Here is a 25,280-nt window from a genome sequence, read left to right as displayed (position 1 = left end):
AAGAACCGCTGGGGGAATTGTCGGTGTCCCACAAAGGCGGGCAGCGGGCGGCACCAGACTAGGCCTGGCCGTCCCCCTGGACCAGACGCCCGAGGATGAGCGCGATCCGCAGCGTGAACGCCGAACGGACATCGGACGGCGACCAGCCGGTGACATCGGTCACCCGGCGCAGCCGGTAGCGCACGGTGTTGGGGTGAACAAACAGCATCCGGGCCGCGCCCTCCAGGCTGCTCGCCTGCTCCAGGTAGACGCTCAGCGTCTCCAGCAGCGCCGAACCCGCCTCCTCCAGCGGCCGGTAGATCTCCTCCACCAGCTGCTCGCGGGCCGACGGGTCCCCGGCGATCGCCCGCTCCGGCAGCAGATCGTCCGCCAGCACCGGCCGCGGCGCGTCCTGCCACGCCGAGCAGGCCTTCAGCCCGGCCGCCGCGGCCTGCGCGGACCGGGTCGCCGCCTGGAGGTCCGGCACCACCGGACCGGCCACCACCGGCCCCGCCGCGTACGGGCCGATCAGCGCCTTCGCCACATGCATCGGGTTGTCGTCGCCGCCCGCGATCACCACCAGCCGGTCGCCCAGCACCCCGGTGAGCACCTGGAGCTTGGCGTGCCGGGCGGCCCGGCGGATCGCCTCCACCGTCAGCTCGCTGTCCCCGTCCGGGGCGGTGCCCAGGATCACGCACACATGGTCCGGCGAGTTCCAGCCCAGCGCCGCCGCCCGGGACACCGCGCCCTCGTCGGCCTCCCCGGAGAGCACCGCGTTGACCACCAGCGACTCCAGCCGGGCGTCCCAGGCGCCACGCGCCTCCGCCGCCTGCGCGTACACCTGCGCCGTGGCGAACGCGATCTCCCGCGCGTACACCAGCAGCGCCTCGCGCAGCACCGACTCGTCGCCGGGGGCGGCGACCTCCTCGATGGCGCTCTCCATCACCTCGATGGTGGTGCGCACCATCTCCACGGTCTGCCGCAGGGTGATCGCCCGGGTCAGCTCCCGCGGCGCCGTCCCGAACACGTCGGTGGAGATCGCCTGCGGGGTGTCCGGGTGCCGGAACCACTCGGTGAACGCGGCGATACCGGCCTGCGCGACCAGCCCGATCCACGACCGGTTCTCCGGCGGCATCGCCCGGTACCAGGGCAGCGTCTCGTCCATACGGGCGATGGCGTTCGCCGCGAGCCGCCCGGAGGACCGCTCCAAGCGCTTGAGGGTCGCGGAATGCGGGTGGGCGTCGTTCGCAGCGGGTTCAGGCACGGGGACAAGACTGCCTTATCGCGCCGCCCGGGTGCGGTGGCGGGGGCCGGGGGGCGGGGTGCGGAGGAGGGGGGTGGGGGCTGGTGGCGGGGTTTGGGGGCGAGGTCCGAGGGCGTTCCCCGGCTGGGGGCCGGGGGCCGGTGGCTTCGGGGCCCGGGGCTGGTGGCGGGGCCCGGGGTGTGCGGGGGGCGTTCCCCGGCTGGGGGCCGGCTGGGGGCCGGGGCGGGGGCGTGGTTCTCCCGGGAGGGGGCCGGAGGTCGGGGGGCGGTGCTTTGGGGCGGGCTACGGTACGGGGGTGAGCTCCGAGAACGGCGTCCCCGGCTGGACCGTGCACCGTGGCGGCGACCGCTACCAGGGCGGCGACCCGGCCGCCGGCATCCGCACCCGGCACTCCTTCTCCTTCGGCCCCCACTACGACCCGGACAACCTCCGCTTCGGCGCCCTGCTCGCCGTCAACGAGGAGCGCCTGGCCCCCGGCGCGGGTTTCGCCGAGCATCCGCACAGCCACACCGAGATCGTCACCTGGGTCGCCGAGGGCACCCTCGCCCACCGCGACTCGGCCGGCCACACCACCGAGGTCCGCCCCGGCGACCTCCAGCACCTGAGCGCCGCGTCGGGCGTCCGCCACGAGGAGCGGGAGGGGGCGGGCGACCGGGAGCTGGTCTTCGTACAGATGTGGCTGGCGCCCCGGGAGCCCGGCGGGGACCCCGCCTACACCGTCGTCCGCTCCCTGCCGGCCCCGGTCGCGCGGTACGAACTGCCCGCCGCCGGTGCCGTACTGCACGTCCACCGCCCCGCCGCCCCCGGCACCGAGGTCCCCCTGCCCGCCGCCCCCTTCGTCTACGTCCATGTGGTGCGCGGCACCCTCCGGCTGGGGGCCGGGACCGAGCTGGGTCCCGGTGACGCGGTACGCGCCCGGGGCGGCGCGCCCGCCCTCACCGCGCTGGGCCCGGCCGAGGTGCTGGTCTGGGAGATGGCGGGCTGAGGGCTCCGCGGATACGAGGGCGCGGCGGTCGCGTCAGCCCAGTTCCTCGGCCACCACTGCCGCGGCCTCGGCGATCAGCCGGTCGTCGGGCTCGGCGTCCTTGTCCTGGCGGTAGGACATGATCGTCACCACCAGCGGGGCCCGGCCGGGCGGCCAGATGACGGCGATGTCGTCGCGTGCGCCGTGGTAGGAGCCGGTGCCGGTCTTGTCGCCGACCTTCCAGTCGGCGGGCACCCCGGCGCGGATCGTCCGGTCGCCGGTGGTGTTGGTCAGCAGCCAGCCGGTGAGCAGCTTCCGCTCCTTGGCGCCGAGCACATCCCCGAGGGTGAAGGCGCGCAGATTGACGGCCAGTTGGCGCGGGGTGGTGGTGTCGCGGCGCTCACCGGGCACCCAGGTGCTCAGCTCCGGCTCGATCCGGTCCGTGCTGGTGACCCGGTCGCTGGTCGCCTCGCGCAGCGCGGCGCCGAGCGCGCGGGGGCCGCCGAGGTCCCTCAGCAGCACATTGGCGGCGGCGTTGTCGCTGTAGCGGACGGTCGCGTCGCAGAGTGCGCGCAGGCTCATCCGCCCCTTGCCCAGGGCGTCCAGGTTCTTCTCGGTGATCGGCGAGTTGGCGACGAGGTCGGCGCGGGTGTAGCGCAGCACCCGGTCCATGCCGGCGGCGCCGTTCTTCTTCAGGACCACCCCGGCGAGCAGCGCCTTGAAGGTGGAGTTGTACGAGAGGCGGCTGTCGGCGTTCCAGGCCAGCTCACGCCCGCTTCCGGTGTCCACCGCGTACACCCCGAGGTGCGCGTCGTACGTCCGCTCCAGGGCGCGCAGCGCGCCCCGCCCGTCGGCCGCCGCCGCGGGATACCCAGTCGCGCTCGCGGTGGCGCCGACGGTGGCGGCCGGGGCCGGGTGGCCGGAGCGGTCCGCGGCGGTGCTCTGCCCGCCGCAGCCGGTGAGCGGGAGCAGCAGGAGGGCGGCGAGCCCGGTGAGCGCGGCATGGCGGCGGCCGGCCCGGGTGTGCCGGGACCCCGGTCGGGGCGGTACGGGGGAAGGGGTGGGCTGCATGGGCGCTGGGGCTCCCGTCGTCGTCCCGGGCGCGCGGTCCGCGCCGGGGGGATGGCAGATCGCGACCGGGTACGGGACCCGGGCCGCGGCCGAGGCGGGCCGGCCGCCCCACCGCCACCCTCGCCGCCCGGGGAGCGCGGGCACCAATACCGCCGCGCGGGGTTTCATGCGGGATCCGCATAGAGTGGCCGGGTGGATCTGGTCGGGGCATGTCGTACCTTCGTCGCCGTCAGCGACCACGGCGGCTTCACCGGCGGGGCGGCGGCCGCCGGGGTGTCGCAGCCGGTGGCCAGCCGCCGGGTCGCCGCCCTGGAGCAGCACCTCGGGGAGCCGCTGTTCGAACGCTCGGTACGGCGGGCGGTGCTCACCCCCTTCGGCCGCGAGATGCTGCCGTACGCGCGCCGGCTGGTGGAGGACGCGGACGGGCTGCTGCACGAGGCCGCGGCCGCCCGCCGCAGACCGTGGCGGCTGGCCGTGCCGGAGACCTGCACCACGGGCGGCCTGGCCCGGCTGGTGGCGCGGGCCCGCGACCTCGGGATGAACCTGGACCCCAGGCCCGAGCGCCCAGCCCGCCGCGCCGAACTCCTGCTCGCCCGGCGGGTGCGGGCCGCCCTGCTGGCCGTCCCGGAGCACGAGGCGGTCTGGTCGGTGCCGCTCGGCCTCGCCACCGCCCAGGACCCCGGGGTGCGCCGGATCCATCTGGAGACCCTGCGCCTGGGGCGGACCACCAGGGGCCCGGCCCGGCGGGTGTGGCTCCAGCCGGAGGACGATGTGCCGCACCTCCGCGACCCGCTCACCCGGCTGCGGGACGCCCTCGGGCTGCGGCCGGGTCAACTCGCCGTCGCCGCCGATCTGACCGCGGCCGCCGCCGAGGTCCTGGCCGCCGGCGACCTGCTGCTCTGCTCGGCGGCCGAGGCGAACCGGCTCGGTCTGCACTGGCGGCCGTTGGGCGAGACGACCCCGGTGCGGAGTTATCTGCTGGGCGTGGCGGCCGAGAGCGGACCCGAGCCCCCGCTCTCCCGGCTGGGCACCGAGATCGGCCGCTGTCTGGGAGTCCTGGGAACGGAGGCGGACAGGGAGGCCGTTGTCACGGCGGTGGCCGGAGGGGGAGAGGGACGGGGATGAGCGGTACCGAGGCGCTGCTGCGCTCGCTGCGTGAGCAGTTGCGGGACGGGGGACTGCGCGGCTGCCTCCTCGTACGGGATCTGCGGACCGGGGAGGAGGTGGGCCTCGATCCGGACGTACCGCTGCCGTCCGCCTCGCTGGTCAAGGTGCCGCTGGCGCTCGCCACCGCGGAACGCGTGCGGCGCGGCGAGCTGGACGGGGCGCGGATGGTCGAGGTGGCGCCCGGCCGGATCACCACCCCGGGCCCCACCGGGCTGAGCCGCTTCCGGCACCCGGCCCGGGTCGCCGTGGACGACCTGCTCTATCTGAGCCTCTGCCTGAGCGACAGCACCGCGGCCGACGCGCTCTTCGACCTCACCCCGCCGGAGCGGGTGACGGACCGGCTCAGGGAGTGGGGCCTGACCGGGATCACCGTCCGGCACCGGGTCGGCGAGCTGTCCGACACCCCCGAGGAGCGGTTCGACAGCGGGCAGGCGCATCTGGCGCACGCGCTGGCCATCGGGGCCGGCACCGGAGAGGCGGCCGGCGGCCGGGGCCACCGGCTGCCGCAGCTGGACACCACCCGGGCCAACAGTGGCACCGCCCGCGCCTGGGCGGACCTGCTCCAGGCCCTGTGGCGGCCGTCCGCCATCCCGCCCGAGGTGGCGGGCACGGTACGGGAGCTGATGCGGCACAACCTCAACCGTCAGCGGCTCGCCCCGGACTTCAGCTCCGACGCGACGACCTGGTCCTCCAAGACGGGCACCCTGCTGAACCTGCGCCATGAGGTCGGTGTGGTGGAGCACGGCGACGGCCAGGCCTTCGCCGTGGCCGCCCTCACCGAGTCCTTCGTCCCGGCCAGCGCCCAGCCCGGTGCGGAAGCCCTGATGGCCCACGCCGCCCGCACCCTGCGGGACCATCTGCGCCAGCGCTGAGCCCCGTTCGATCGGCGGCGGCAGTGCTCAGCGGCAGAGGGCGTCCAGGTCCTCGGCGAACGTGGGGAACTCGGCCCTCGCCTCCGCGACGATCTCGCGGGCGGGCCGCCGGGGTGTGGTGGCGTGCCGCCCGGCTATCGCCTCCAGCTCCGGGTTCGGGCGCTCATCGCCCCCGTCCCCGATCCCGTACTCCACGATCTCCATGGGCCCATGGCCGTCGGCCAGCACCCAGAGGAAGTCCGAGAGGCTGCCGGCCACCACCCCGCGCTCGCCCTCCGAGCCCAGGAAGACCACCGGCTGCTCGGTGAGCCCCCGGCCCGGCCGCACACACCACAGGGCGGCCAGCCCGCCCGTACCGTCCTGCCCGAACACCCGGTACGCCCCGGCGTCCGCCTCCGGGTTGCCCGTCCAGCTGCGCAGCCAGTCCGCGGTCTCCTCGGCCGAGTCGAAACCCTCGTACGGCTCGAAGTCCACGGAGGCGAGGGCGGAGTCCGCCTCACCGTCGTACCAGGGGAACTCCACCCGGGCGATCTCCGCCAGGGCGGCCGGGAAGGCCCGGTCGCCGCCCCCGTCGCCTTCGACCCGGTCGGAAGCGTTCGTCTCGATCATGCCTGAAGGCTAGACCGGGCCACTGACAACGCCCGCCCCGCTACGAGAGGGTGGGCGCCGCCTCGCGCAGCTCCGCCAGCACCGCGTCGGTGAACACCGGCCAGGCCTCGACTGCCCAGGGCCCGAAGTCCCGGTCGGTGAGGGCCACACAGGCGGCGCCCGCGTCCGGGTCGATCCACAGGAAGGTGCCGGACTGCCCGAAGTGGCCGAAGGTACGGGGCGAGGAGGCCGAGCCCGTCCAGTGCGGGGACTTGCCGTCCCGGATCTCGAAGCCGAGGCCCCAGTCGTTCGGCCGCTGGTGGCCGTAGCCCGGCAGGATGCCGGTCAGCCCCGGGTACTCCACCGACATCGCGGCCAGCGCCGTGCGCGGGTCGAGCAGCCGGGGGGACTGCACCTCGGCGGCGAAGCGGACCAGGTCGTCCACGGTCGAGACGGCGTCCTTGGCGGCCGAGCCGTCCAGGGTGGTGGAGCCCATGCCCAGCGGCTCCAGCACGGCCTGCCGCAGATACTCGGGGAACGGGATGTCCGTCGCCTTGGCGACATGGTCGGCCAGCACCTCGAACCCGGCGTTGGAGTAGATCCGGCGGGTGCCCGGCTCGGCCTGCCGCCGGTGCTCGTCGAAGGCCAGACCGGAGGTGTGGGCGAGCAGATGGCGGACCGTGGACCCCTCGGGCCCGGCCGGCTCGTCCAGCTCGACCGCCCCCTCCTCGTACGCCACCAGCACCGCGTACGCCGCGAGCGGCTTGGTCACCGAGGCCAGCGGGAACGGCCGGCCGGTCGGGCCCTGCGCGCCCGCCACCGTCCCGTCCGCGCGCACCACGGCGGCCGCCGCGTTCGGCACCGGCCAGTTCAGAATCGTCGCCAGGCTTCGCAGGCTCCCCGGGTTTCCCATGGGTCCGAGCGTATCCCCGGCCCCGATGCGGCCGTGCGGCCGGTCCGCGCTTGCTTGGAGTGCACTCCAAGGTTCTAGCGTGGAGGACATGACGGTGATCCAGAGCACTCCCGTGGCCACTGGCGTGACCACCCCGGTGGACGTCTGCACCGTGGCGCCGCCCGCCCATCCGCGCCCGGACGGACAGGACCGCTACACCATCAGCGAGGTCGCCGCCTGGACCGGGCTGAGTGCGCACACCCTGCGCTGGTACGAGCGGATCGGGCTGATGCCGCACGTGGACCGCTCGCACACCGGGCAGCGCCGGTTCACCAACCGCGACCTGGACTGGCTGGTCTTCGTCGGCAAGCTGCGGCTCACCGGGATGCCGGTGGCCGCCATGGTCCGCTACGCGGAACTGGTCCGCGCCGGGGAGTCCACCTTCGAGGAGCGGCGCGAGCTGCTGGAGACCACCCGGCGGGACGTGCTGGCCCGGATCGCCGAGCTGAACGGCACCCTCGCCGTACTCGACCACAAGATCGGCTTCTACGGCTCCCGGCCGCCCGCGGCGGACTGACGGCTGCCCGGAGGCACGGACCACCCGAGAGGAACACGTACGACATGAGCACCGGCACCGAGAAGATCGCGACCGTACGCCTCGGCACCCACGGCCCCCAGGTGGGCGTCCAGGGCTTCGGCGCGATGGGCATCAGCGAGTTCTACGGGGACACCGACGAGGCCGCGGCCCGGGACACCCTGGACGCCGCGCTGGAGGCGGGCGTCACCCTCATCGACACCGCCGACATCTACGGGCGGGGTGCCAACGAGGAGTTCCTCGCCCCGTTCGTCGCCGCCCACCGGGACGAGATCACCCTCGCCTCCAAGTTCGCCATCCAGCGCGACGACCTCGACCAGCGGGTCGTCCGCAACGACCCCGCCTACATCCGTAGCGCCGTCGAGGCGAGCCTGCGCCGGCTGGGCACCGACCACCTCGACCTCTACTACATGCACCGCCGCGACCCGGCCGTGCCGCTCGCCGAGTCGGTGGGCGCGATGGGTGAACTGGTCCAGCAGGGCAAGGTCCGCTTCCTGGGCCTGAGCGAGGTGACCGGGGCCGAGCTGCGCGAGGCGCACTCCGTGCACCCGATCACCGCCCTGCAGTCCGAGTGGTCGGTGTTCTCCCGGGACGTGGAGCGCAGCGCGGTCGGCGCCGCCGCCGAGCTGGGCGTGGCCTTCGTGCCGTACTCCCCGCTCGGCCGCGGCTTCCTCACCGGGGCGTTCGCCAACGCCGAGACCGACCTCTCGGCCGGTGACTTCCGCCGCCACCAGCCGCGCTTCACCGGCGACAACGCCAAGGCCAACGCGGCCCTGCTGGAGCCGCTGCGCACCATCGCCGCCGCGCACGGGGCCACCCCCGCGCAGATCGCGCTGGCCTGGGTGCAGCAGCGCGCCCGGGTGCACGGGCTGACCGTGGTGCCCATCCCCGGCACCCGCAAGCGCTCCCGGCTGCTGGAGAACGCCGGCGCCACCCGGATCACCCTCACCGAGGCGGAACTGGCCGAGCTGGAGCCGATCGCCGGCCAGGTCGCCGGCGACCGCTACCCGGACATGTCCTCCACCTCGGCCGCCCGCGAGGGCTGACCACCTGCCGATTGTCGGGGCGGTCGTCATTTCAGGCGGTCATCCGAAGACGTACGCCGCGAAGCCCGCCGCCAGCAGCGCCGCCGCCGTGCGGCGGGCCGGACCGCTCCCGGTCCACGGGGCCTCCAGCCGCCGGGCGTACCGGCCGACCAGCACCAGCAGTCCGGCGAAGAACGGCAGCCAGGCCAGCCGGGCCGCGATCCAGACGAGGGTGTCGGGGGCGGTGGTCAGCCCGGGGACCGCGCCGAGCAGTCCGGCGGCCGGTACGGCGGCGGCCAGCATCGCCGTCTGGTGCCAGCACAGGATGGTCATCGCGGAGAGGTTGACCAGCACGACCGGCGCCCAGAGGGCGGGCCGCCGCAGCAGCCGGTTCAGCCGGCCGTGCAGCAGCACCGCCGCCCCGCTCTGCGCGGCCGCCAGGGCCAGCACCAGCAGCGAGGGCGGATGGCTGTTGGTGCGGGCCTCGCCCGGCACCCCCACCATCGACGCCGGGTAGCCGAAGACCAGCAGCAGCGCGGCGAACAGGGCCGCACCCCCGGCCAGCAGCCACCACGCCTCCCGCCGCCCCAGCCGGCCCACCGCCCAGGCGGCGCCGAGCTGGTAGGCGAACAGCCAGCCGGGCAGGATGTTCAGCAGGCTCAGCCAGGACGGCACCGCCTCCGCGTACGGGCCGTAGCGCAGCGCGTCCACCACCGCGACCGTGCCGAGCAGCGGCACCGCCGCCCACACCCCCAGCCGCCGGGCCGCCCGCTCGCAGTACGGGGTGAGTGCCGTGACGACCGTGTAGACGCCGACGAACCAGAGCGGCTGGACGACCAGCGTCGTCGCGGTGCGCAGGGTGTCCTCGGGCACCCCGAACCCGTAGCCCAGTACGGGCAGCAGCACCGCCCAGACGGCGGTCACCCCCAGCACCGGCCGCCCCAGCCGGGCCACCCGGCCCCGCAGCCAGCCGGCGGTGGAGCCGGTGCGCCGCCGGTAGGAGAGGACCGAGGCGTAGCCGCCGACCAGGAAGAAGATCCCCAGCATCTGGAGCACCCAGCTCACTGGGGCGAAGAACCCGAAGGCGGTCAGCGGACTGGCGTTGTGCAGCCCGCCGTCGTCGGCGTCCAGGGTGAAGCCGCCGAGCATCCAGTGCCCCAGCGGCACCGCCAGCAGCGCCAGCGCGCGCAGCCCGTCGATCGCCCGGTCCCGGTGGGCGGGGGTGCGGGCCTCGATGGACCCGGCGGCTGTGCGGAGGGCGTTCATCGCAGGCCCCCCTCGGTGCCGGTGCCGGTGCCGGTGCCGGTGCCGGTGGCCGCGGTGCCGTCGGCGGTGGCCGCGGTGCCGTCGGCGGTCGTGGCTTCCTCCGTGGTTTCGTCCGCGGTCCCGCCGGCGATGGCCGCGAAGGCGCGCAGTGAGGCGGTGCCCGGGGCGAAGTAGCCGGTGTGGCCATGGGCCCCGGAGACCGGCACCGGGCGGGCGCCGAAGCCGGGGGAGGCCGGGTCGGTGCCATGGCCGAGCCCGAACAGCTCGACGTTGGGTACGTTGCCGATCCAGTCGTCCGGATCCTTGGCCGCCCACACCCGGGCCCCGGTGCGCAGCTCGGCCGCGCTGTCCGCGCGCATCCCGGGCGAGCCCAGCACCACCAGGTCCCGGGCGGCCAGCCGGGGCGCGGCCAGCCCGCACACCACGGAGCCGTAGCTGTGGCAGAACACCGCCGGCGCGGGCAGCCCCACCGCCGCCAGCCCCTCGGTGAACCGGACCAGCCGCTCCGCCCCGGCCTCCGCCAGCCGCCCGGTCGCCGCGTCCACGCCGACCCCGACCGGGGTGGTGTAACCGGCCCAGGCGATCACCGCGGTCCGCCCGCCGGTGGCCGCCCGCAGCTCGCGCGCCATCCCGACCGGGGTGCCGTACGGGTCGGAGCGCCGGTCGTAGGTGGCGGCGTCGATGTCCGAGCCGGGCGTGATCACCGCGACGCTGTCGCTCGCCGCCAGGTCCCCGAAGACCTCGGCGACCTGGCCCCGGCCGCGCGGGTCGAAGGCCAGGATGTGCCGCCCGGTGAGCCGCCCGAACCGCCCGTCGCGCCGCACCGCCAGCGCGTTGGCCTGGTAGCGCAGGGCCAGGGGCGCGCCGTCCAGGTTGCCGACCACGGACGGGTGGCGCCGGGCCAGCGCGGTCCGCTCGGAGGCGTCCAGCCGGGCGAAGAAGGCGGCGACCTCGCGCGGGGAGGCGGTGGCCGGGTCGGGCAGCGGCCGGCCGAACGAGGCGTCGGCCCGCCAGGCCGCGGTGCCCGGCGGCGGCCCGGTGACGGCGACCTGGGCGTCCCCGGCCGCCCAGCCGGCGGTGCCCGCGACCACGCCCGCCATCACGGCGGCGCTGACCAGCGCCCGGCGCAGCCCCCGGAACCTCGTTGACCGTGTGTGCGCGGATCGGCGCATGACGGCAGCCCCCCACTTCCTCGTCCGGCTCATCCGACTCGTCGGAGTCGGCCGCCCCGTGCGGTGCGGCGGGAGGAAGATAGGAAGACGGCCGCTGACGGCACGTCACCCCGGGGAGCCAACCGGGGGGTGCTACCGGGGTAGGGGGTGGGGGAGTCGTTCCTGCCGGGCCTCGCCCGGTGTCCCCGGGGTTTCGGCTACGCCTCGCCCGGGGGACTCGGGATTCCGGCTACGCCTCGCCCGGGGGACTCGGGATTCCGGCTACGCCTCGCCCGGTGTCCCCGGGGCTTCGGCTACGCCTCGCCCGGGGTGACCAGCCCCGACTCGTACGCGAAGACCACCGCCTGCGCCCGGTCGCGCAGGTCCAACTTGGCCAGCACCCGGCCGATATGGGTCTTCACCGTCTGCTCGGCCAGCACCAGCCGGCCGGCGATCTCCTGGTTGGACAGGCCCCGGGCGATCAGCTCCAGGACCTCCGTCTCACGGGGTGTCAGCCCGTTCAGCCGCAGCGAGCGGTCCCGGCGCGGGGCCGGGCGGGAGGCGGCGAAGTCGGCGATCAGCCGCCGCGTCACCGAGGGCGCGAGCAGCGCCTCACCGCCCGCGACGATCCGTACCGCCGCGATCAGGTCGGCGGGCGGGGCGTCCTTCAGCAGGAACCCGGACGCGCCCGCGCGCAGCGCCTCGTAGACGTAGTCGTCCACGTCGAAGGTGGTGAGCATCAGCACCTTGGGCCGGTGGACGACCCCGGGCGGCGGCGACAGGATCTCGCGGGCCGCCGCCAGCCCGTCCATCTCCGGCATGCGTACGTCCATCAGCACCACGTCCGGGTGGGTGGAGCGGGCCACCGCCACGCCCGCCCGGCCGTCCGGGGCCTCGCCGACCACGTCGACGTCCGGCTGCGCCGCCAGCAGCGCGGCGAACCCCGCCCGCACCATGGCCTGGTCGTCGACGATGATCACGCGGATGGTCACTCGGGGTCCTCGGGTGTCTCTGGTGTTTCCGGTGTCTCGGCATCCCGCAGCGGCATCCGGGCCGCCACCCGGAAGCCGCCGTCCGGCAGCGGGCCGGCGTCCAGGGTGCCGCCGGTCAACCGTACGCGCTCCCGCATCCCGACCAGCCCGTGCCCCGTACCCGAGCTCTCCAGCGGCGAAGTGGCCCCGTCCACCGCCCCGTTGACGATCAGTACGGTCAGCCAGCGGCCGCTCGCGGACACCGTCACCGACACCCGGGTCGGCGCGCCGGGCGCGTGCCGCACCACATTGGCCAGGGCCTCCTGCACGATCCGGTACGCGGACACGTCCACCGCCTGGGGGACGGCGCCCAGGTCCGCGGGCAGCGACAACTCGGCGGGCACCCCCGCCCGTACCGTCGCCTCCACCAGCTGCTGCACCCGGTCCAGGCCCGGCTGCGGGGCCCGTTCACCCTCGGTGCCCTCGCTGCGGAGCACCGCCAGCAGCCGCCGCATCTCGGTCAGCGACTCCCGGGCCGAGCTGGCGATGGCGGTGAACTCCTCGCGGGCCGCGTCCGGCAGGCCGGTGATCCGGTAGGGCGCGGACTCCGCCTGCACGGTGATCACCGACATATGGTGCGCCACCACGTCGTGCAACTCCCGGGCGATCCGGGCCCGTTCCTCCAGCAGGGTGCGCCGGGCGCGCTCGCCCTCGCTGATGTCCTCCTGCTCGGCCAGCCGCCGCCGGGCCTCGCCCCGCTCCCGTAGCGATCCGATGACCAGCAGCACCACACCGGTCAGGACGAAGAGCAGCACCGTCACCCCGAGGTCGGTGTCCGCCGGCACCAGGGTGAAGGCCAGCCCCGCGGCACCGGTCGCCAGCCAGACGGCGACCAGCGTCCGGGGCGGTTCGCGCAGGCCCACGGCGACCATGAGCACCAGATAGCCGACCACGACCGGTGGGGTCCACGGCCAGACCGGCCCGCCGGGCGCGGACGCCTCCCACGAGGCCACCGCGCCCAGCACATCCGCCAGCGCGACGATCCACCAGGCCTGGAGCGGCCGGGTGACCGCCAGCAGCAGCGGGGCGGCCTGGGCGGTGGCCAGCGCCCCGGCCACCCCGCCGCCCACCCCGTAGTCCTCCATCAGCATCACGATCGTGACGGGCAGCAGCGAGCAGACGGCCGCCAGGGCCAGGGCGTACGGGACCCAGCGGCGCCATGGGCCGGGGGCGTCCCCGAAGAGGGGGCGGCCGGGGTCGGTCGGGGTCGCCAGTGAGCGGCAGAGGGCCGCCACCTGGACGCGCAGCGCATGGTGCAGGGCGCGGGGAGGGGAGGAGCCGGGCGCGGGGGCGGGGCGCTGATGGCCGGTCCGCGGACCGGGGGAGCCGGTGGAAGTGGTCATGGTGCGGCCAGCGTAGGCAGTCGGCCGCCACCCCCGCGTCGCCCCTCGGGCCCGGCCCGGCGGACCGGCTCATACCGAGGTCCCGGGCGCCATGTCGTACCGGGGTATGACCCCCTGGTCGTCTCCGGTCCAGCCGCCCCGGCTACCTGGTTGCCAGCCCGCCTCGGCGGCCCGCCTGCTTCGGCGGCCCGGGCCCGGCGTCTCCGGCTACCTGGTTGCCCTTGAGGGCCGCCCGGCCGCTCGACTTGTCCCGGCTGCCCGGGCCCGGCTTCCCTTGAGGGCCGCCTGGATGGCCGGCTATCGGCCACCCGGCTGCCCGGACCCGGCTTCCGGGGCTACCCGGCCCGCCCGGATCCGGCTTCCCCCACTGCCCGGATGGTCGGAATTCCGGCATCCGGCCGCCCGGCTACAGCTCGTCCAGCAGCTGGGCCTTCTTCGCGGTGAACTCCTCGTCGGTCACCAGGCCGGCCTGGTACAGCTCGCCCAGGTGACGTATCCGCTCGGCCACCGCCGCCGGGTCGCGGCCCGCCGAGGCGGCCGAGGCGGCCACCGGGACCGGGGCGCCGCCCCCTTCCCGTACCGCCGCGAGCACCGCGGCCGCGAACGGGAGCGATTCGTGCACCGGACCGTATCCCAGCCCGAACACCACGGCCGTCGGGTCCTGTTCCGCCGGGCCGCGCCCGCTCGGCTCCTCGCCGCGCCGCAGCAGCCGCAGATGGCCGTTGAACAGGTCGGGCGAACTCCACTCCACCCCGGCCAGCTCGCTGACCGGAAAGAGCTGGTCGCCCGCCTTCCACTTCTCCGAGGAGGCACCGGTCCAGAACCAGCGGAACGCCACCTGGTCGCCGTCGAACACGGCCTTCCCGTCGTACGCCTTGAACTGCAACGGGGGCTTCGGGGCGGTGACCAGGAAGCGCTCCGGCCGCTCGCCGTCCCCGACCAGGCCGGGGCCGGCGGTCCGGGCCTTCTCCACCCGCCCGCGCAACTCGTCGGCGTAGTACTCGGCGAGGGTCTCCTGCTCCTGCGGCAGGACCAGCCGGTACGGGTCGGAGCTCTCCTTCAGCTGCCCCGCGGCCGCCTCCATCAGCGGGTCGGCACCCGGTCTCGGCACCGCGTGCAGCACCACCGTGCCGCGTTTGCCCGGGGAGAGGGTCACGGACGCCAACGCCTCGTAGGGGACGGACCGTTCGCGCAGCGCCTGATACAGCCTGGGCGCGCGGATCCCCCGTTCGAAGCGGATGAGCACGGCGTCGGTTTCGAACTCCCAGGTGGCATGAATTCCGGCCAGCACATCACCCATGTGCCCCATCGTATGCGGCGGGGGCCCGCGCGTCGCCACCGAAGTCCTGCGAGCTTCGGCACTTTCGCGACGCTCTACGCGCGTCAGGTCTCGACTGTGCCGGAAGATCCCTCGTGGAGGGGATCGGAGAGCGGAAGATCGTCGCGGCAGGACCCCTCACCTGGGGCGCAGCGGACCTGTCCGTACGCTCCGACGCCTATCCCGGCGAAGTTGCGCAGACTGTCCGTTCCCGGGACGAAGTACCCGGCGTGCCCTGCCGCGTCGGTCGAGGAGACCAGCCGCGCGCCGAACTCCGGCTCCACCGGGTCCGCCCCGTGGCCGAGGCCGCCGACCTCCAGATATGGCACGTCCGCGATCCAGTCGTCGGCGTCCCGGGCGGCCCACACCCGGGCCCGGGTGCCGAGTCCGGCGACGTTGTCCGCCCGCATCCCGGGGCTGCCCGCCACCGCGATGTCGGTGACCCGGTCGGGCAGCCGGCGTGCGGCGACCCCGCAGACCACGGAGCCGTAACTGTGGCAGAACAGGGCGACCTTGGACTTTCCGGGCAGGCCCTCCGTAAGAGTGGCGAGCCGATCGGCCCCGGTCGCGGCGAGCCGCCCGGTGGCCGCGTCCATCCCGACACCGGCCGGGGAGGCGTAGTCGGCCCAGGCGATGACGGCGGTACGGGTGGTGGGGGAGGTCTCACGCTCCGCCTGGTACAGCGAACGGGCCATGCCGACCGGCGCCGTGTACTTCAGGCTCGTCTTCTGGAAGGTGAGCAGATTGGTGTCCACGCCGGGCACCACCACCGACACCCGCTCGGCCCGGCGGAGGTCGCCGAAGACCTCGGCGACCCGGCCCCGTCCGGTCGGGTCGAAGGCCAGGATCCGGCGGTCCTTGCCGAGCAGCGCCTCGAACCGGTGGGTACGCCGTACCGCATCCCGGTGCCCGTCCTCCGACAGCCGCCGGTCGGCGACCCGGTCCCGCTCGGCGTCCAACGCGCCGCGCAGGGCGATCCGGTTGGCCCGGTAGCGCAGGTCGATCGGGGCGCCGTCGAGGTTGCCGACGACGAACGGGTGCTTGACGGCCAGCCTGCCCCGCTCCTTGCCGTTCAGGGAGCCGAAGAAGGCGGAGATCGCGGCCGGCCGCTCCGAGGGGTCCGGCAGCGGCCGCAGCCCGATCCGGTCGTGCCGCCAGGCGGCCAGCGCGGCCTCCCGGGGCTCCTGCGCCTCTCCGCCGAGGCGGACCGCCGTCCAGCCGGTGGTCATGAGGAGCACGAGGACCACGACCAGCGCGAGCAGTACGCGCCACAGGGCGTGCGGGATCGGAGCGGTGTCGAAGGAAGTCACTGCGGGACACCCTAGGAGACCCGCCCCGGCTACCGCGAAGAGCGTGACCGACCTCACGCGTAAGCGGGGGAATGCGGGGAAGGGCGTGCCGATTCGTGCGCGGAGCGTGTATAGGGGAGCGGGTCCTGGGAGGGCGCCTGGAGGGGAGCGGGTCCAGGATGGGCGCCGCGGGGTCGGGATCTCAGTCGCCGGGTCGGCCGTCGGCTGAGCCCTCGGGTCGACCGGTGGCCGAGTCGCCGGGTTGGCCGCCGGCCGCGCCGCCGGGTCGATCGGTGGCCGACTTCCGCCAGTCCGTCGAGAGGGCCGGTCCGAGCCGGTCGAGATAGGCCTCGGTGATGTTCCGCATCCCCGCCATGGACCGGTCCTCGCCGCGCACCCACAGCTGCCCGGTGATCCGCATGACGCCGCTGAAGGCGGCGACCGCCACCCGCGGGCGCGGGTCGGTGTCCACGTCGAGGCCCTCCCGGTCCGCGATCAGCCGGGCGATCTTCTCGTCCATCTCCATACAGCGGCGCAGATGCGCGGCGAGCAGGGTGGGCGTGGACTCGATCACCTGGAAGGTGCGCAGATAGAGCTCGACGGGCATCACCTCGCTGATCGCCTCGCTGAGGGTGTCCCAGGCGCGCAGTACGGCGTTCCGCAGGGCGTCCAGCGGCGGCTCGTGCGCCGGGCGGTCCCGCAGCGCCTCCTGGAAGTGCGCCTCCACCGTCCGCTGCACCTCGAAGACCACCTCCTCCTTGCTGGCGAAGTGGCGGAAGAAGGTGCGCTGGGAGACGTCGACCACCCGGGCGATGTCGTCGATGGTGGTCTCGTCGTAGCCGCGGGTGGTGAACAGCTCGACCGCGGTGCGCAGGAGCGTTCCGCGGGTCCGCTGCTTCTTGCGTTCCCGCAGCCCCGCCGGGGCAGCCTCCGAGGCGTCCGCGCCCATGTCCCCCGGACCGGCCGAATTCCGTTCCGGCTGCTCCGGCTGCTCGGGCGGAGTGCTCGCCGAAGGGGTCACCGGGCTGGTCACCGGAGTGGTCGCCGGGGTGACCGGTGCCGCGGGGACCGGGCTTGGAGCCGACTGCCCAACCGTCACGAATACATCCTCTTCCATCCGTCCCGCGCATGCGCTCGGGGTGGCGCACGGTCACGTGACAGTTACCGGCGACTCAAAGGCTTTGTCAATTGTCAGTGGCTGACATTAGTCTCTTCAGTATGACTAGTCAGACCACGATCGATAAGCGGCCGCAGGGGCAGGAACCGCCGGTTCCCGGGGTCAAGGGACTGCGCGGACACCCCTGGCTGACGCTGTTCGCCGTGGCCGTCGGCGTGATGATGGTGGCGCTGGACGGCACCATCGTCGCCATAGCCAACCCCGCCATCCAGGCGGACCTGGGCGCCAGCCTCTCCGACGTCCAGTGGATCACCAACGGCTATCTGCTCGCCCTGGCCGTCGCGCTGATCACGGCCGGCAAGCTCGGTGACCGCTTCGGCCACCGGCAGACCTTCCTGATCGGCATCACCGGCTTCGCCGCCGCCTCCGCCGCCATCGGGTTCTCCAGCACCATCGGCCTGGTCGTGGCGTTCCGCGTGCTCCAGGGCCTCTTCGGCGCGCTGCTCATGCCGGCCGCCCTCGGACTGCTGCGCGCCACCTTCCCGGCCGAGAAGCTGAACATGGCGATCGGCATCTGGGGCATGGTCATCGGCGCCTCGACGGCCGGCGGCCCGATCCTCGGCGGTGTGCTGGTCGAGCGGGTCAGCTGGCAGTCGGTCTTCTTCATCAACGTCCCGGTCGGGGTCCTCGCGCTCGTCCTCGGCCTGGTGATCCTCAAGGACCACCGCGCGGCGAATGCCCCGCGCTCCTTCGACATCCCCGGCATCCTGCTGCTCTCCGCGGCGATGGCGGCGCTGGTCTGGGGCCTGATCAAGGCCGGTGAGAGCTGGGGCTGGGGCAGTGCCAACACCTGGCTGTGCCTGCTGGGCTCCGTCGCCCTGTTCGTGCTGTTCGCGGTCTGGGAGACCAAGGTCAAGGAACCGCTCATCCCGCTGGCGATGTTCCGCTCCATCCCGCTGTCGGCGGGTGTGGTGCTGATGCTGCTGATGGCCTTCGCCTTCATGGGCGGGCTGTTCTTCGTGACCTTCTACCTCCAGGGCGTCAAGGGCCTGAGCCCGATCGACAGCGGACTGCACCTGCTGCCGCTGACCGCCATGATGATCGTCTCCTCGCCGCTGGCGGGCGCGTTGATCACCAAGTTCGGGCCCAGGGTGCCGCTGGTGGGCGGCATGGTCTGCACCGCCACCGCGATGTTCGGCATGATCAGCCTGGCCCCCGGCACCGGCACCTTCACCATGTCCCTCTGGTTCGCCCTGCTGGGCCTCGGTCTGGCGCCGGTGATGGTGGGCGCCACCGAGGTCATCGTGGGCAACGCCCCGCTGGAGCTGTCCGGTGTGGCCGGCGGGCTCCAGCAGGCCGCCATGCAGGTCGGCGGCGCGCTCGGCACGGCGGTGCTCGGCTCGGTCATGGCCTCCAAGGTGAGCGCCGACTTCGCCGGCAACTGGAAGGACGCGGGCATCCCGGGCCCGGCGGACCCGCGGCTGGAGCAGGCGGCCGAGTTCGGCATGGTCCCGCAGGAACTGGCCAAGGCCCCGGGGATGACCCCCGAGCTCTCCGCCAAGATCGGTGACGTCATCCACGACACCTTCATGTCGGGTATGGCCATGGCGTTCACGGTCGCCGGAGTGGTCGCCGTGGTCGCCGCCGCGGTCGCGGTGCTCACCAAGCGCGGCGCCAACGCCGACGCCGCGGCGGGCGGTGCCCACATCTGACCCGCCTCCGACCCGCCTGCGGGCTGGGGCGTCCGCCTTCGGGCCGGCCCCGCGACTCCCGGGAATCCGTCCTGATTCCCGGCGAGCGCGGGGCCTTTCCGTCGTTGTGTGCCGGTCTTCTCTTCCGTATGGCAGCCGTCAGGCTGATTACTCTCCGTCACTCTTAAGGATGGACCGGACGGACAGGGCTTCCGCTCCTCCGTCACGGAGTGTCACGATTGCCGTACGTGACCGGCCTAGCCAAGCATCGCGAGGGCCCGCCTCGGCGGTCCCCGCCTCGCCCGTACGCCTCACAGCCTCCCGCTGTACGCGGACGACTCCACCGCTCCTGTGCCACTTCCCGCCGGCCCACGTGTCCTACGCACATCCGCGCCGCGGGCCCGACCCGGCCCGCGCACCGACACACGGGGGTCCACCATGCGTTCCACGACTCTGCTCCTCACCGCCGCGGCCGTCACCCTGACCGCGACCGCCGCCGTGGCGGCCGCCCCAGCCACCACCGCCCAGGGCCCGGCCACGACGGCCGGCACGGCGACCACCTCCACCGTCCGGACGGTGCCCCCGGAGAAGCCCGCCTCCCGCACCGCGGCGGCCGGCGGTCAGCTCCGCCTCGGAGCCTGCGCCCCGGGGCAGTTGTGCCTCTGGCCCAAGGAGGACTTCCGGGGCGCCCGGCAGACCCATGAACTGAGCACGGTCGACGTCGAAAGCTGCGTCCCGGTCCCGGCGGCCACCACCACCGCGTCGCTCGCCAACCGCACCGGACGGCCCGTCACCACCTATCAGTCCGCCGAGTGCGCCGAGACCGGCGAGTTCGAGACCTATCCCGGGGGTGGCACATGGGTTCCCCAATCTCCGTATCAGGTGCGGGCCTTCAAGGTGTGGGAGTCCTGAGGGGCGGGCACCCGGGCGTCATGAACGGTTTCGGGTCCGTCTCCCGTTCGCGCAGGAGCCCCCGCTCACGCGGCCGCACAAGGTCGCGGAGTGGGCCGGATCGCGCGACGCTCGGAATCGTCGGGCTGGTCTGCGCGATCGCCGGGTTCTTCGTGCTGGGGATCATCCTCGGCCCGGTGGCGGTCGTGTGCGGCTGGCTCGGCATGGGTCGGCGCTGGGCGAACGACAACCTCCCGGCGCTGGTCGCCTTCGTCCTCGGGGTGATCGTCACCGTCATGGCCCTGATATCCCTGACCGGTGGCGCCACCCTGGGCGGCGGACTGTAACGGACGGCCCTCTGTGTAGTAGTCCGCGCCGGACAACCGGTGCCGACTTCCGGGCCAGGCAGCTCATGTCCCCACCAGGTGCGGCCCCGGCGCACGCACCACTGGCCCATGAGCGCACCGGGAGGTGAGCCACCCCGAAGCCGAGCGCGCTCAGGAGGCCGGCGCGGACGGAGCCTCGGGACCCCGGGGGCCTTCGAAGCCCGCCGACCGCGCGGCAGGCTGCGGCAGTACGCCCGGGGCGCTCCCCGCCAGCCGGCCCACCTCGGCCCGTAGCTCCCGCACCTCCACCATCAACGCTTCCAGCAACTCCCGCTGCCGGCGCTCCTCCTCGTCGTCCCGCTCGAAGCGGGAGATGAACCAGGCCGCGATGTTGGCGGTCACCACACCGAGCAGGGCGATACCCGACAGCATCAACCCGACCGCGAGCAGCCGTCCGAGCCCGGTGGTCGGTGCATGGTCCCCGTAGCCGACGGTCGTCATGGTGGTGAAGGACCACCACACCGCATCGCCGAGCGTCCTGATGTTTCCCTCGGGTGCGTCCCGCTCCACCTGGAGCACGGCGAGTGAGCCGAACATCAGCAGCCCCACCACGGAACCGGCGACATAGGTGGTGAGGGTGACCTGCGGGGCCCTCCTGGCCCGCTGCCCGATGAGCAGCATGGTCGCCACCAGCCGCAGCAGGCGGAGCGGCTGGACGAGCGGGAGCGCCACCGCCAGCAGGTCCAGGGGGTGTTCCCGCACAAATCGCAGACGGGCCGGCGAGAGCGCCAGCCGCACCAGGTAGTCGACGGCGAAGGCCGCCCACACGACCCACTCGACGAGCCCGCACACCGTGTGGACCCAGCCGTCCGCGCCAGGGGCGACCACGGGAATCGCATAGGCGAGCCCGAAGCCCACGGACAGCACCAGCAACGGCACCTGCGTACCGGCCTCCCAGCGCGACAGGCGCGACTCGTCCTTCATGGCCGCCATGCTAGGAGGCGGCCCGGCCCCGCCCGCGTCGGCCTCGCCCCCACGGCCCGAGCGGCCCGCCCCGACGTCCGGCACGGCTGCGAGGCGGCCCGTGCCCGGGGACGCGTATATGACGAGGCCCCGCTGGATCGCCCCCGCCTGCAGCGGCAACCGCCGTGCTCGCGGTGGGGGTGGGCGGGGGTGGCGGACGGCGCGCAGTGGCGGCGCCCTGTAGGGCTACCGCGGCTGGGGGCCTGGGGGCCGTGGGGCTCGGGGGCGTGGCGCCGACGGTCTTCGGGCCGGAGGCCCAGGTCGCAGCGGCCGGGGGTGACTCCGGGCCACTGGATGGGAGGGGGAGGGGGGTGGGTTCCCCCGCCAGACGGGAAGCGAACCCCGCAACGCCCCGCATTGCCCGCCAGCGACACAATGCTATACGATACGTATCGTCTCGCCAAAGCCAAAGCCAAAGCCAAAGCCAAGTCCAACGCCAGTCGCGATGCGAACCCACGAAAGACCCGCCGAAGAACAGGCCGCACCGTCCACATCCGGTCCTCCCGGACCGTCTCACCACTCTTGGGGAACTCATGCAGCGGGAACTCAGTCAGCGCTTCGTCGACGTGGCGCCCGATGTGCGCCTGTGGGTGGAGAGCCGCGGTCCCGCCGACGCGCCGCCGCTCCTGCTGATCATGGGGGCACAGGCATCCGGCCTCGGCTGGCCCGAGGAGCTGGTCGAGCTGCTGGCCGCGCACCACCGGGTGATCCGCTACGACCACCGTGACACCGGCCGGTCCACCTGGTCCTTCGACCAAAAGCCCTACCCGCTGCCCCAGTTGGCCGAGGATGCCGTGGCGGTGCTCGACGCCCTGGGTGTGGACCGCGCCCATGTGGTGGGGATGTCCCTGGGCGGCATGCTCACCCAGCTCCTCCTCGCCGACCACCCGGACCGGCTGCTCAGCGCCACCCTCATCGGCACCGGCGCGCTCAGCACCCGCCCGTACACCGGTCCGGACGGGGAACTGACCCCGGTGGGCGAACTTCCGGGCGTCGATCCGCGCCTGGTGGCGCTGTGGTCCGAGCCAGCCGAGGAGCGGGATCTGGAGGCGGAGTTGGACCGGCGGGTCGAGCACTGGCGGCTGCTGAACGGCGGCCTCATCCCCTTTGACGCCGAGGCCGCCCGGGAACTGGAGCGGCGGATCGTACGGCACACCGGGCACCACGCCACCAGCACCGCGCACGCCCGGGCGAGCACCGCCGGTATGGAGCGCACCGGGGAGCTGGCGGTCAACCGGGTGCCGACCCTGGTGGTCGCCGCCCCCGCCGAGCCGGTCTATCCGCCGCCGCACGCCGCCCATCTCGCCCAGGTGATCGGTGCCGCCCGCCTGGTCGCCATCCCCGGGATGGGGCACGCCCTGCCGCGCGAGGTCCACGGGCCGCTCGCCGCGGCGATCCTGGAGCACACCACGGCCGCGGTGCGCTGAAAGCACGTAGCAAAGGAAAAAGGGCGGTGCGGGTGGGGTCGAAACCCCGCCCGCACCGCCCGTGCGTCTACGCCCGCTCGGGGCTACCCGCGGCTCAGGCGTCGCCGCCCGCGGCGCCCGGGTCGGCGGCGGTGACGTCGAGCAGCTGATAGCGGTCCACCGCCTGCTTCAGCGCGGACCGGTCCACCTTGCCCTCGCGGGCCAGCTCCGTCAGCACCGCCAGCACGATCGACTGCGCGTCGATGTGGAAGTAGCGGCGGGCGGCGCCCCGGGTGTCGGCGAAGCCGAAGCCGTCGGCGCCCAGCGAGGTGTACGTCCCCGGGACCCAGCGCGAGATCTGGTCCGGGACCGAGCGCATCCAGTCGGAGACCGCGACGAACGGGCCCTCGGCACCGGACAGCTTCTGCGTGACGTAGGGCACCCGCTGCTCCTCCTCCGGGTGGAGCAGGTTGTGGCGGTCGACGTCCACGGCGTCCCGGCGCAGCTCGTTCCAGGAGGTGGCGGACCAGACGTCGGCCTTGACGTTCCACTCCTCGGCGAGGATCTTCTGCGCCTCCAGGGCCCACGGCACGGCGACGCCGGAGGCGAGGATCTGCGCGGGGATCTGGCCGTTCTCGCCCGTGCTGAGCCGGTAGATGCCCCTGACGATGCCGTCGGCGTCCACGTCGGCCGGCTCGGCCGGGTGCTGGATCGGCTCGTTGTAGACGGTGAGGTAGTAGAAGACGTCCTCGCTGTCCTCGCCGTACATCCGGCGCAGGCCGTCCTTGACGATATGCGCGATCTCGAAGCCGTACGCCGGGTCATAGGAGACACAGGCCGGGTTGGTCGAGGCGAGCAGCTGGGAGTGGCCGTCGGCGTGCTGGAGACCCTCACCGGTCAGGGTCGTACGACCGGCGGTCGCACCCAGTACGAAACCGCGCGCCAGCTGGTCGGACATCTGCCAGAACTGGTCGCCGGTCCGCTGGAAACCGAACATCGAGTAGAAGACATAGACCGGGATCAGCGGTTCGCCGTGGGTGGCGTAGGCCGAACCGGCGGCGATCAGCGAGGCGGTGCAGCCGGCCTCGGAGATGCCGTCGTGCAGCATCTGGCCGGTCGGCGACTCCTTGTAGGCGAGCAGCAGCTCGCGGTCGACCGCCTCGTACTGCTGGCCCAGCGGGTTGTAGATCTTGGCGCTCGGGAAGAACGAGTCCATACCGAAGGTGCGGTACTCGTCCGGGGCGATCAGCACGAACCGCTTGCCGATCTCCTTGTCCCGCATCAGGTCCTTCAGCAGCCGGACGAACGCCATCGTGGTGGCGATCGACTGCTGCCCGGAGCCCTTCTTCACCGCCGCGTAGGTCTTCTCCTCCGGGAGCGTCAGCGGCTTCGCCCGCACGACCCGGGTCGGCACATAGCCGCCCAGCGCCTTGCGGCGGTCGTGCATGTACTGGATCTCCTCGGAGTCCGGACCCGGGTGGTAGTACGGCGGGAGGCCGTCCTCCAGCTCCTTGTCGGAGATCGGCAGGTGCAGCCGGTCCCGGAAGCCCTTCAGGTCGGCGACCGTCAGCTTCTTCATCTGGTGGGTGGCGTTGCGGCCCTCGAAGTTCGGGCCCAGCGTCCAGCCCTTCACCGTCTGCGCCAGGATCACCGTCGGCTGGCCCTTGTGGGCGCGGGCCGCCGCGTACGCGGCGAAGATCTTCTTGTGGTCGTGCCCGCCGCGCCCCAGGTGCAGGATCTGGTCGTCGGTCATGTTCTCGACCATGGCGCGCAGCCGCTGGTCGCCGCCGAAGAAGTGGTCGCGGATATACGAACCGGTCTCGGTCGCGTACGTCTGGAACTGGCCGTCCGGCGTGGTGTTCAGCTTGTTGACCAGGAGACCGTCCCGGTCCTGGGCCAGCAGCGGGTCCCAGGAGCGGTCCCAGACCAGCTTGATCACGTTCCAGCCGGCGCCGCGGAACTGCGACTCCAGCTCCTGGATGATCTTGCCGTTGCCGCGCACCGGGCCGTCGAGGCGCTGGAGGTTGCAGTTGACGACGAAGGTCAGGTTGTCCAGGCCCTCACGGGCGGCGATGGACAGCTGGCCGAGCGACTCGGGCTCGTCCATCTCACCGTCGCCGAGGAACGCCCAGACATGCGACTTGGCGGTGTCGGCGATGCCGCGCGCCTCCATATAGCGGTTCATCCGCGCCTGGAAGATCGCGCCCAGCGGGCCGAGGCCCATGGAGACGGTCGGGAACTCCCAGAAGTCCGGCATCAGCCGCGGGTGCGGATAGGACGACAGACCGTTGGGGAACTTCGACTTCTCCTGGCGGAAGGCGTCGAGCTGGGTCTCGTTCAGCCGGTCCAGCAGGAAGGCGCGGGCGTAGATGCCGGGGGAGGCGTGGCCCTGGAAGAAGATCTGGTCGCCGCCGTCGCCCTCGTCCTTGCCGCGGAAGAAGTGGTTGAAGCCCACGTCGTAGAGCGAGGCGGAGGAGGCGAACGTCGCGATATGGCCGCCGACGCCGATCCCGGGACGCTGCGCGCGGGAGACCATCACCGCGGCGTTCCAGCGGGTCGCGTTGAGGACCTTGCGCTCGATCTCCTCGTTGCCGGGGAAGAACGGCTCGTCCTTGGTGGCGATCGTGTTGACGTAGTCCGTGCTGCGCATCTCGGGCACGGCGACGCGCTTCTCGCGGGCCCGCTCGATCAGCCGGAGCATCAGGTAGCGGGCTCGCTCCCGGCCGCGTTCGTCGACGGCGGCGTCGAGGGAGTCGAGCCATTCCTGGGTCTCTTCGGGATCGAAGTCCGGGACCTGGCTGGGAAGGCCGCCAATGATGATCGGGTTGCGATCGGATCCGGAAGCCACGCTGTTCCTTCTGGTCGGGGGAGCCTACGGGGATGCTGGGTGGTCGGTACGTCGCGCCGCCCCCATCGTCTACCCCGCGGACGCGAACGTCATCTTTACCGAGAGGTAACCCAAACGGGTCGCCGCCTCCGGGCCCGGGCCGGGCCGGGCGAGGCCCCGCTCG

The 25,280-nt window shown here is 73.6% G+C and carries 22 protein-coding genes; 9 read left to right on the top strand and 13 right to left on the bottom strand.

Annotation, left to right across the window (positions count from 1 at the left end; all coding sequences use genetic code 11):
* Window positions 1–58: 58 nt before the first annotated feature.
* Window positions 59–1,243: a helix-turn-helix domain-containing protein gene (locus ABZ945_RS08115; RefSeq protein ID WP_248632228.1), complete on the bottom strand. Its 1,185-nt coding sequence runs from the start codon at window positions 1,241–1,243 to the stop codon at window positions 59–61.
* Between the two features lie 295 nt (window positions 1,244–1,538).
* On the opposite strand from ABZ945_RS08115, the gene ABZ945_RS08110 reads away from it, so the two are divergent.
* Window positions 1,539–2,228: a pirin family protein gene (locus tag ABZ945_RS08110; protein WP_361265751.1), complete on the top strand. Its 690-nt coding sequence runs from the start codon at window positions 1,539–1,541 to the stop codon at window positions 2,226–2,228.
* Window positions 2,229–2,261: 33 nt separating this feature from the next.
* Here ABZ945_RS08110 and bla read toward each other — a convergent pair whose 3' ends face one another.
* Complete coding sequence (gene bla, locus ABZ945_RS08105; protein WP_361265747.1) at window positions 2,262–3,278, bottom strand: class A beta-lactamase; 1,017 nt, start codon at window positions 3,276–3,278, stop codon at window positions 2,262–2,264.
* A 192-nt stretch (window positions 3,279–3,470) separates the two neighbouring features.
* Between bla and ABZ945_RS08100 the strand changes: the two genes are divergently transcribed.
* Both ABZ945_RS08100 and ABZ945_RS08095 read left to right on the top strand, forming a co-directional pair.
* Window positions 3,471–4,403 (top strand): LysR family transcriptional regulator, encoded by a 933-nt coding sequence (locus ABZ945_RS08100; protein WP_361265744.1) that lies wholly within the window; start codon window positions 3,471–3,473, stop codon window positions 4,401–4,403.
* Window positions 4,400–5,317, top strand: coding sequence for a serine hydrolase (locus ABZ945_RS08095; RefSeq protein ID WP_361265741.1), 918 nt, complete (start codon window positions 4,400–4,402; stop codon window positions 5,315–5,317). The genes ABZ945_RS08100 and ABZ945_RS08095 overlap by 4 nt, the downstream gene beginning before the upstream one ends.
* 27 nt (window positions 5,318–5,344) lie before the next feature.
* Here the strand turns inward: ABZ945_RS08095 and ABZ945_RS08090 are convergent, their stop codons facing one another.
* Entirely contained in the window at window positions 5,345–5,926 is a 582-nt protein-coding gene (locus tag ABZ945_RS08090) for an SMI1/KNR4 family protein (RefSeq protein WP_361265738.1), read from the bottom strand.
* Window positions 5,927–5,966: 40 nt separating this feature from the next.
* Window positions 5,967–6,818 (bottom strand): serine hydrolase domain-containing protein, encoded by an 852-nt coding sequence (locus ABZ945_RS08085; RefSeq protein WP_361265735.1) that lies wholly within the window; start codon window positions 6,816–6,818, stop codon window positions 5,967–5,969.
* Between the two features lie 88 nt (window positions 6,819–6,906).
* Between ABZ945_RS08085 and ABZ945_RS08080 the strand changes: the two genes are divergently transcribed.
* Window positions 6,907–7,374, top strand: coding sequence for a MerR family transcriptional regulator (locus ABZ945_RS08080; RefSeq protein ID WP_248632235.1), 468 nt, complete (start codon window positions 6,907–6,909; stop codon window positions 7,372–7,374).
* Window positions 7,375–7,418: 44 nt separating this feature from the next.
* Window positions 7,419–8,438: an aldo/keto reductase gene (locus ABZ945_RS08075; protein ID WP_361265731.1), complete on the top strand. Its 1,020-nt coding sequence runs from the start codon at window positions 7,419–7,421 to the stop codon at window positions 8,436–8,438.
* Window positions 8,439–8,477: 39 nt separating this feature from the next.
* Here ABZ945_RS08075 and ABZ945_RS08070 read toward each other — a convergent pair whose 3' ends face one another.
* The 7 genes from ABZ945_RS08070 to ABZ945_RS08040 all read right to left on the bottom strand — a co-directional run bounded on the left by ABZ945_RS08070 (window position 8,478) and on the right by ABZ945_RS08040 (window position 16,764).
* On the bottom strand, window positions 8,478–9,683 hold the full coding sequence (locus tag ABZ945_RS08070; protein ID WP_361265728.1) for an acyltransferase: 1,206 nt from the start codon (window positions 9,681–9,683) through the stop codon (window positions 8,478–8,480).
* Window positions 9,680–10,855, bottom strand: coding sequence for an alpha/beta hydrolase (locus ABZ945_RS08065; RefSeq protein ID WP_361265725.1), 1,176 nt, complete (start codon window positions 10,853–10,855; stop codon window positions 9,680–9,682). Before ABZ945_RS08065 ends, ABZ945_RS08070 begins: the two co-directional genes overlap by 4 nt.
* A 293-nt stretch (window positions 10,856–11,148) precedes the next feature.
* Complete coding sequence (locus tag ABZ945_RS08060) at window positions 11,149–11,826, bottom strand: response regulator transcription factor (protein WP_361265722.1); 678 nt, start codon at window positions 11,824–11,826, stop codon at window positions 11,149–11,151.
* Window positions 11,823–13,208, bottom strand: a complete 1,386-nt coding sequence (locus ABZ945_RS08055) for a sensor histidine kinase (RefSeq protein WP_361265719.1) — start codon at window positions 13,206–13,208, stop codon at window positions 11,823–11,825. The genes ABZ945_RS08060 and ABZ945_RS08055 overlap by 4 nt, the downstream gene beginning before the upstream one ends.
* Window positions 13,209–13,614: 406 nt before the next feature.
* Window positions 13,615–14,508, bottom strand: a complete 894-nt coding sequence (locus tag ABZ945_RS08050; RefSeq protein ID WP_361265716.1) for a DUF4429 domain-containing protein — start codon at window positions 14,506–14,508, stop codon at window positions 13,615–13,617.
* Between the two features lie 83 nt (window positions 14,509–14,591).
* Window positions 14,592–15,836: an alpha/beta hydrolase gene (locus ABZ945_RS08045; protein WP_361265713.1), complete on the bottom strand. Its 1,245-nt coding sequence runs from the start codon at window positions 15,834–15,836 to the stop codon at window positions 14,592–14,594.
* 181 nt (window positions 15,837–16,017) lie between these two features.
* Window positions 16,018–16,764, bottom strand: coding sequence for a TetR/AcrR family transcriptional regulator (locus ABZ945_RS08040; RefSeq protein WP_361266007.1), 747 nt, complete (start codon window positions 16,762–16,764; stop codon window positions 16,018–16,020).
* Window positions 16,765–17,033: 269 nt separating this feature from the next.
* On the opposite strand from ABZ945_RS08040, the gene ABZ945_RS08035 reads away from it, so the two are divergent.
* The 3 genes from ABZ945_RS08035 to ABZ945_RS08025 all read left to right on the top strand — a co-directional run bounded on the left by ABZ945_RS08035 (window position 17,034) and on the right by ABZ945_RS08025 (window position 19,861).
* Window positions 17,034–18,644: an MFS transporter gene (locus ABZ945_RS08035; RefSeq protein ID WP_361265710.1), complete on the top strand. Its 1,611-nt coding sequence runs from the start codon at window positions 17,034–17,036 to the stop codon at window positions 18,642–18,644.
* Between the two features lie 417 nt (window positions 18,645–19,061).
* Window positions 19,062–19,535 (top strand): peptidase inhibitor family I36 protein, encoded by a 474-nt coding sequence (locus ABZ945_RS08030; protein WP_361265707.1) that lies wholly within the window; start codon window positions 19,062–19,064, stop codon window positions 19,533–19,535.
* 20 nt (window positions 19,536–19,555) lie between these two features.
* Entirely contained in the window at window positions 19,556–19,861 is a 306-nt protein-coding gene (locus ABZ945_RS08025) for a small hydrophobic protein (RefSeq protein ID WP_361265704.1), read from the top strand.
* Between the two features lie 150 nt (window positions 19,862–20,011).
* Here ABZ945_RS08025 and ABZ945_RS08020 read toward each other — a convergent pair whose 3' ends face one another.
* Window positions 20,012–20,824 carry an ion channel gene (locus ABZ945_RS08020; RefSeq protein ID WP_361265702.1) on the bottom strand — a complete coding sequence of 271 codons (813 nt, stop codon included), beginning with the start codon at window positions 20,822–20,824 and terminating at the stop codon, window positions 20,012–20,014.
* A gap of 572 nt (window positions 20,825–21,396) precedes the next feature.
* Between ABZ945_RS08020 and ABZ945_RS08015 the strand changes: the two genes are divergently transcribed.
* On the top strand, window positions 21,397–22,290 hold the full coding sequence (locus ABZ945_RS08015; RefSeq protein WP_361265699.1) for an alpha/beta hydrolase: 894 nt from the start codon (window positions 21,397–21,399) through the stop codon (window positions 22,288–22,290).
* Between the two features lie 94 nt (window positions 22,291–22,384).
* Here the strand turns inward: ABZ945_RS08015 and aceE are convergent, their stop codons facing one another.
* A complete protein-coding gene (gene aceE / locus ABZ945_RS08010; protein ID WP_361265696.1) occupies window positions 22,385–25,117 on the bottom strand; it encodes a pyruvate dehydrogenase (acetyl-transferring), homodimeric type in 2,733 nt (910 codons plus the stop codon).
* Window positions 25,118–25,280 lie beyond the last annotated feature (163 nt).

The organism is Streptomyces sp. NPDC046887 (assembly GCF_040644755.1).
Classification (GTDB): Bacteria; Actinomycetota; Actinomycetes; order Streptomycetales; family Streptomycetaceae; genus Streptomyces; species Streptomyces lichenis.
The sequence above is the reverse complement of the archived record's forward strand: the minus strand, read 5'-3'. Positions and strand labels throughout refer to the sequence as shown.

Bases quoted from the DNA above. Each gene is read 5' to 3' on its own strand.
- bla (WP_361265747.1), bottom strand. From the start codon at position 3,278: ATGCAGCCCACCCCTTCCCCCGTACCGCCCCGACCGGGGTCCCGGCAC.
- ABZ945_RS08095 (WP_361265741.1), top strand. From the start codon at position 4,400: ATGAGCGGTACCGAGGCGCTGCTGCGCTCGCTGCGTGAGCAGTTGCGG.
- ABZ945_RS08090 (WP_361265738.1), bottom strand. From the start codon at position 5,926: ATGATCGAGACGAACGCTTCCGACCGGGTCGAAGGCGACGGGGGCGGC.
- ABZ945_RS08085 (WP_361265735.1), bottom strand. From the start codon at position 6,818: ATGGGAAACCCGGGGAGCCTGCGAAGCCTGGCGACGATTCTGAACTGG.
- ABZ945_RS08080 (WP_248632235.1), top strand. From the start codon at position 6,907: ATGACGGTGATCCAGAGCACTCCCGTGGCCACTGGCGTGACCACCCCG.
- ABZ945_RS08075 (WP_361265731.1), top strand. From the start codon at position 7,419: ATGAGCACCGGCACCGAGAAGATCGCGACCGTACGCCTCGGCACCCAC.
- ABZ945_RS08070 (WP_361265728.1), bottom strand. From the start codon at position 9,683: ATGAACGCCCTCCGCACAGCCGCCGGGTCCATCGAGGCCCGCACCCCC.
- ABZ945_RS08065 (WP_361265725.1), bottom strand. From the start codon at position 10,855: ATGCGCCGATCCGCGCACACACGGTCAACGAGGTTCCGGGGGCTGCGC.
- ABZ945_RS08055 (WP_361265719.1), bottom strand. From the start codon at position 13,208: ATGACCACTTCCACCGGCTCCCCCGGTCCGCGGACCGGCCATCAGCGC.
- ABZ945_RS08050 (WP_361265716.1), bottom strand. From the start codon at position 14,508: ATGGGTGATGTGCTGGCCGGAATTCATGCCACCTGGGAGTTCGAAACC.
- ABZ945_RS08040 (WP_361266007.1), bottom strand. From the start codon at position 16,764: ATGGGCGCGGACGCCTCGGAGGCTGCCCCGGCGGGGCTGCGGGAACGC.
- ABZ945_RS08035 (WP_361265710.1), top strand. From the start codon at position 17,034: ATGACTAGTCAGACCACGATCGATAAGCGGCCGCAGGGGCAGGAACCG.
- ABZ945_RS08030 (WP_361265707.1), top strand. From the start codon at position 19,062: ATGCGTTCCACGACTCTGCTCCTCACCGCCGCGGCCGTCACCCTGACC.
- ABZ945_RS08025 (WP_361265704.1), top strand. From the start codon at position 19,556: ATGAACGGTTTCGGGTCCGTCTCCCGTTCGCGCAGGAGCCCCCGCTCA.
- ABZ945_RS08020 (WP_361265702.1), bottom strand. From the start codon at position 20,824: ATGAAGGACGAGTCGCGCCTGTCGCGCTGGGAGGCCGGTACGCAGGTG.
- ABZ945_RS08015 (WP_361265699.1), top strand. From the start codon at position 21,397: ATGCAGCGGGAACTCAGTCAGCGCTTCGTCGACGTGGCGCCCGATGTG.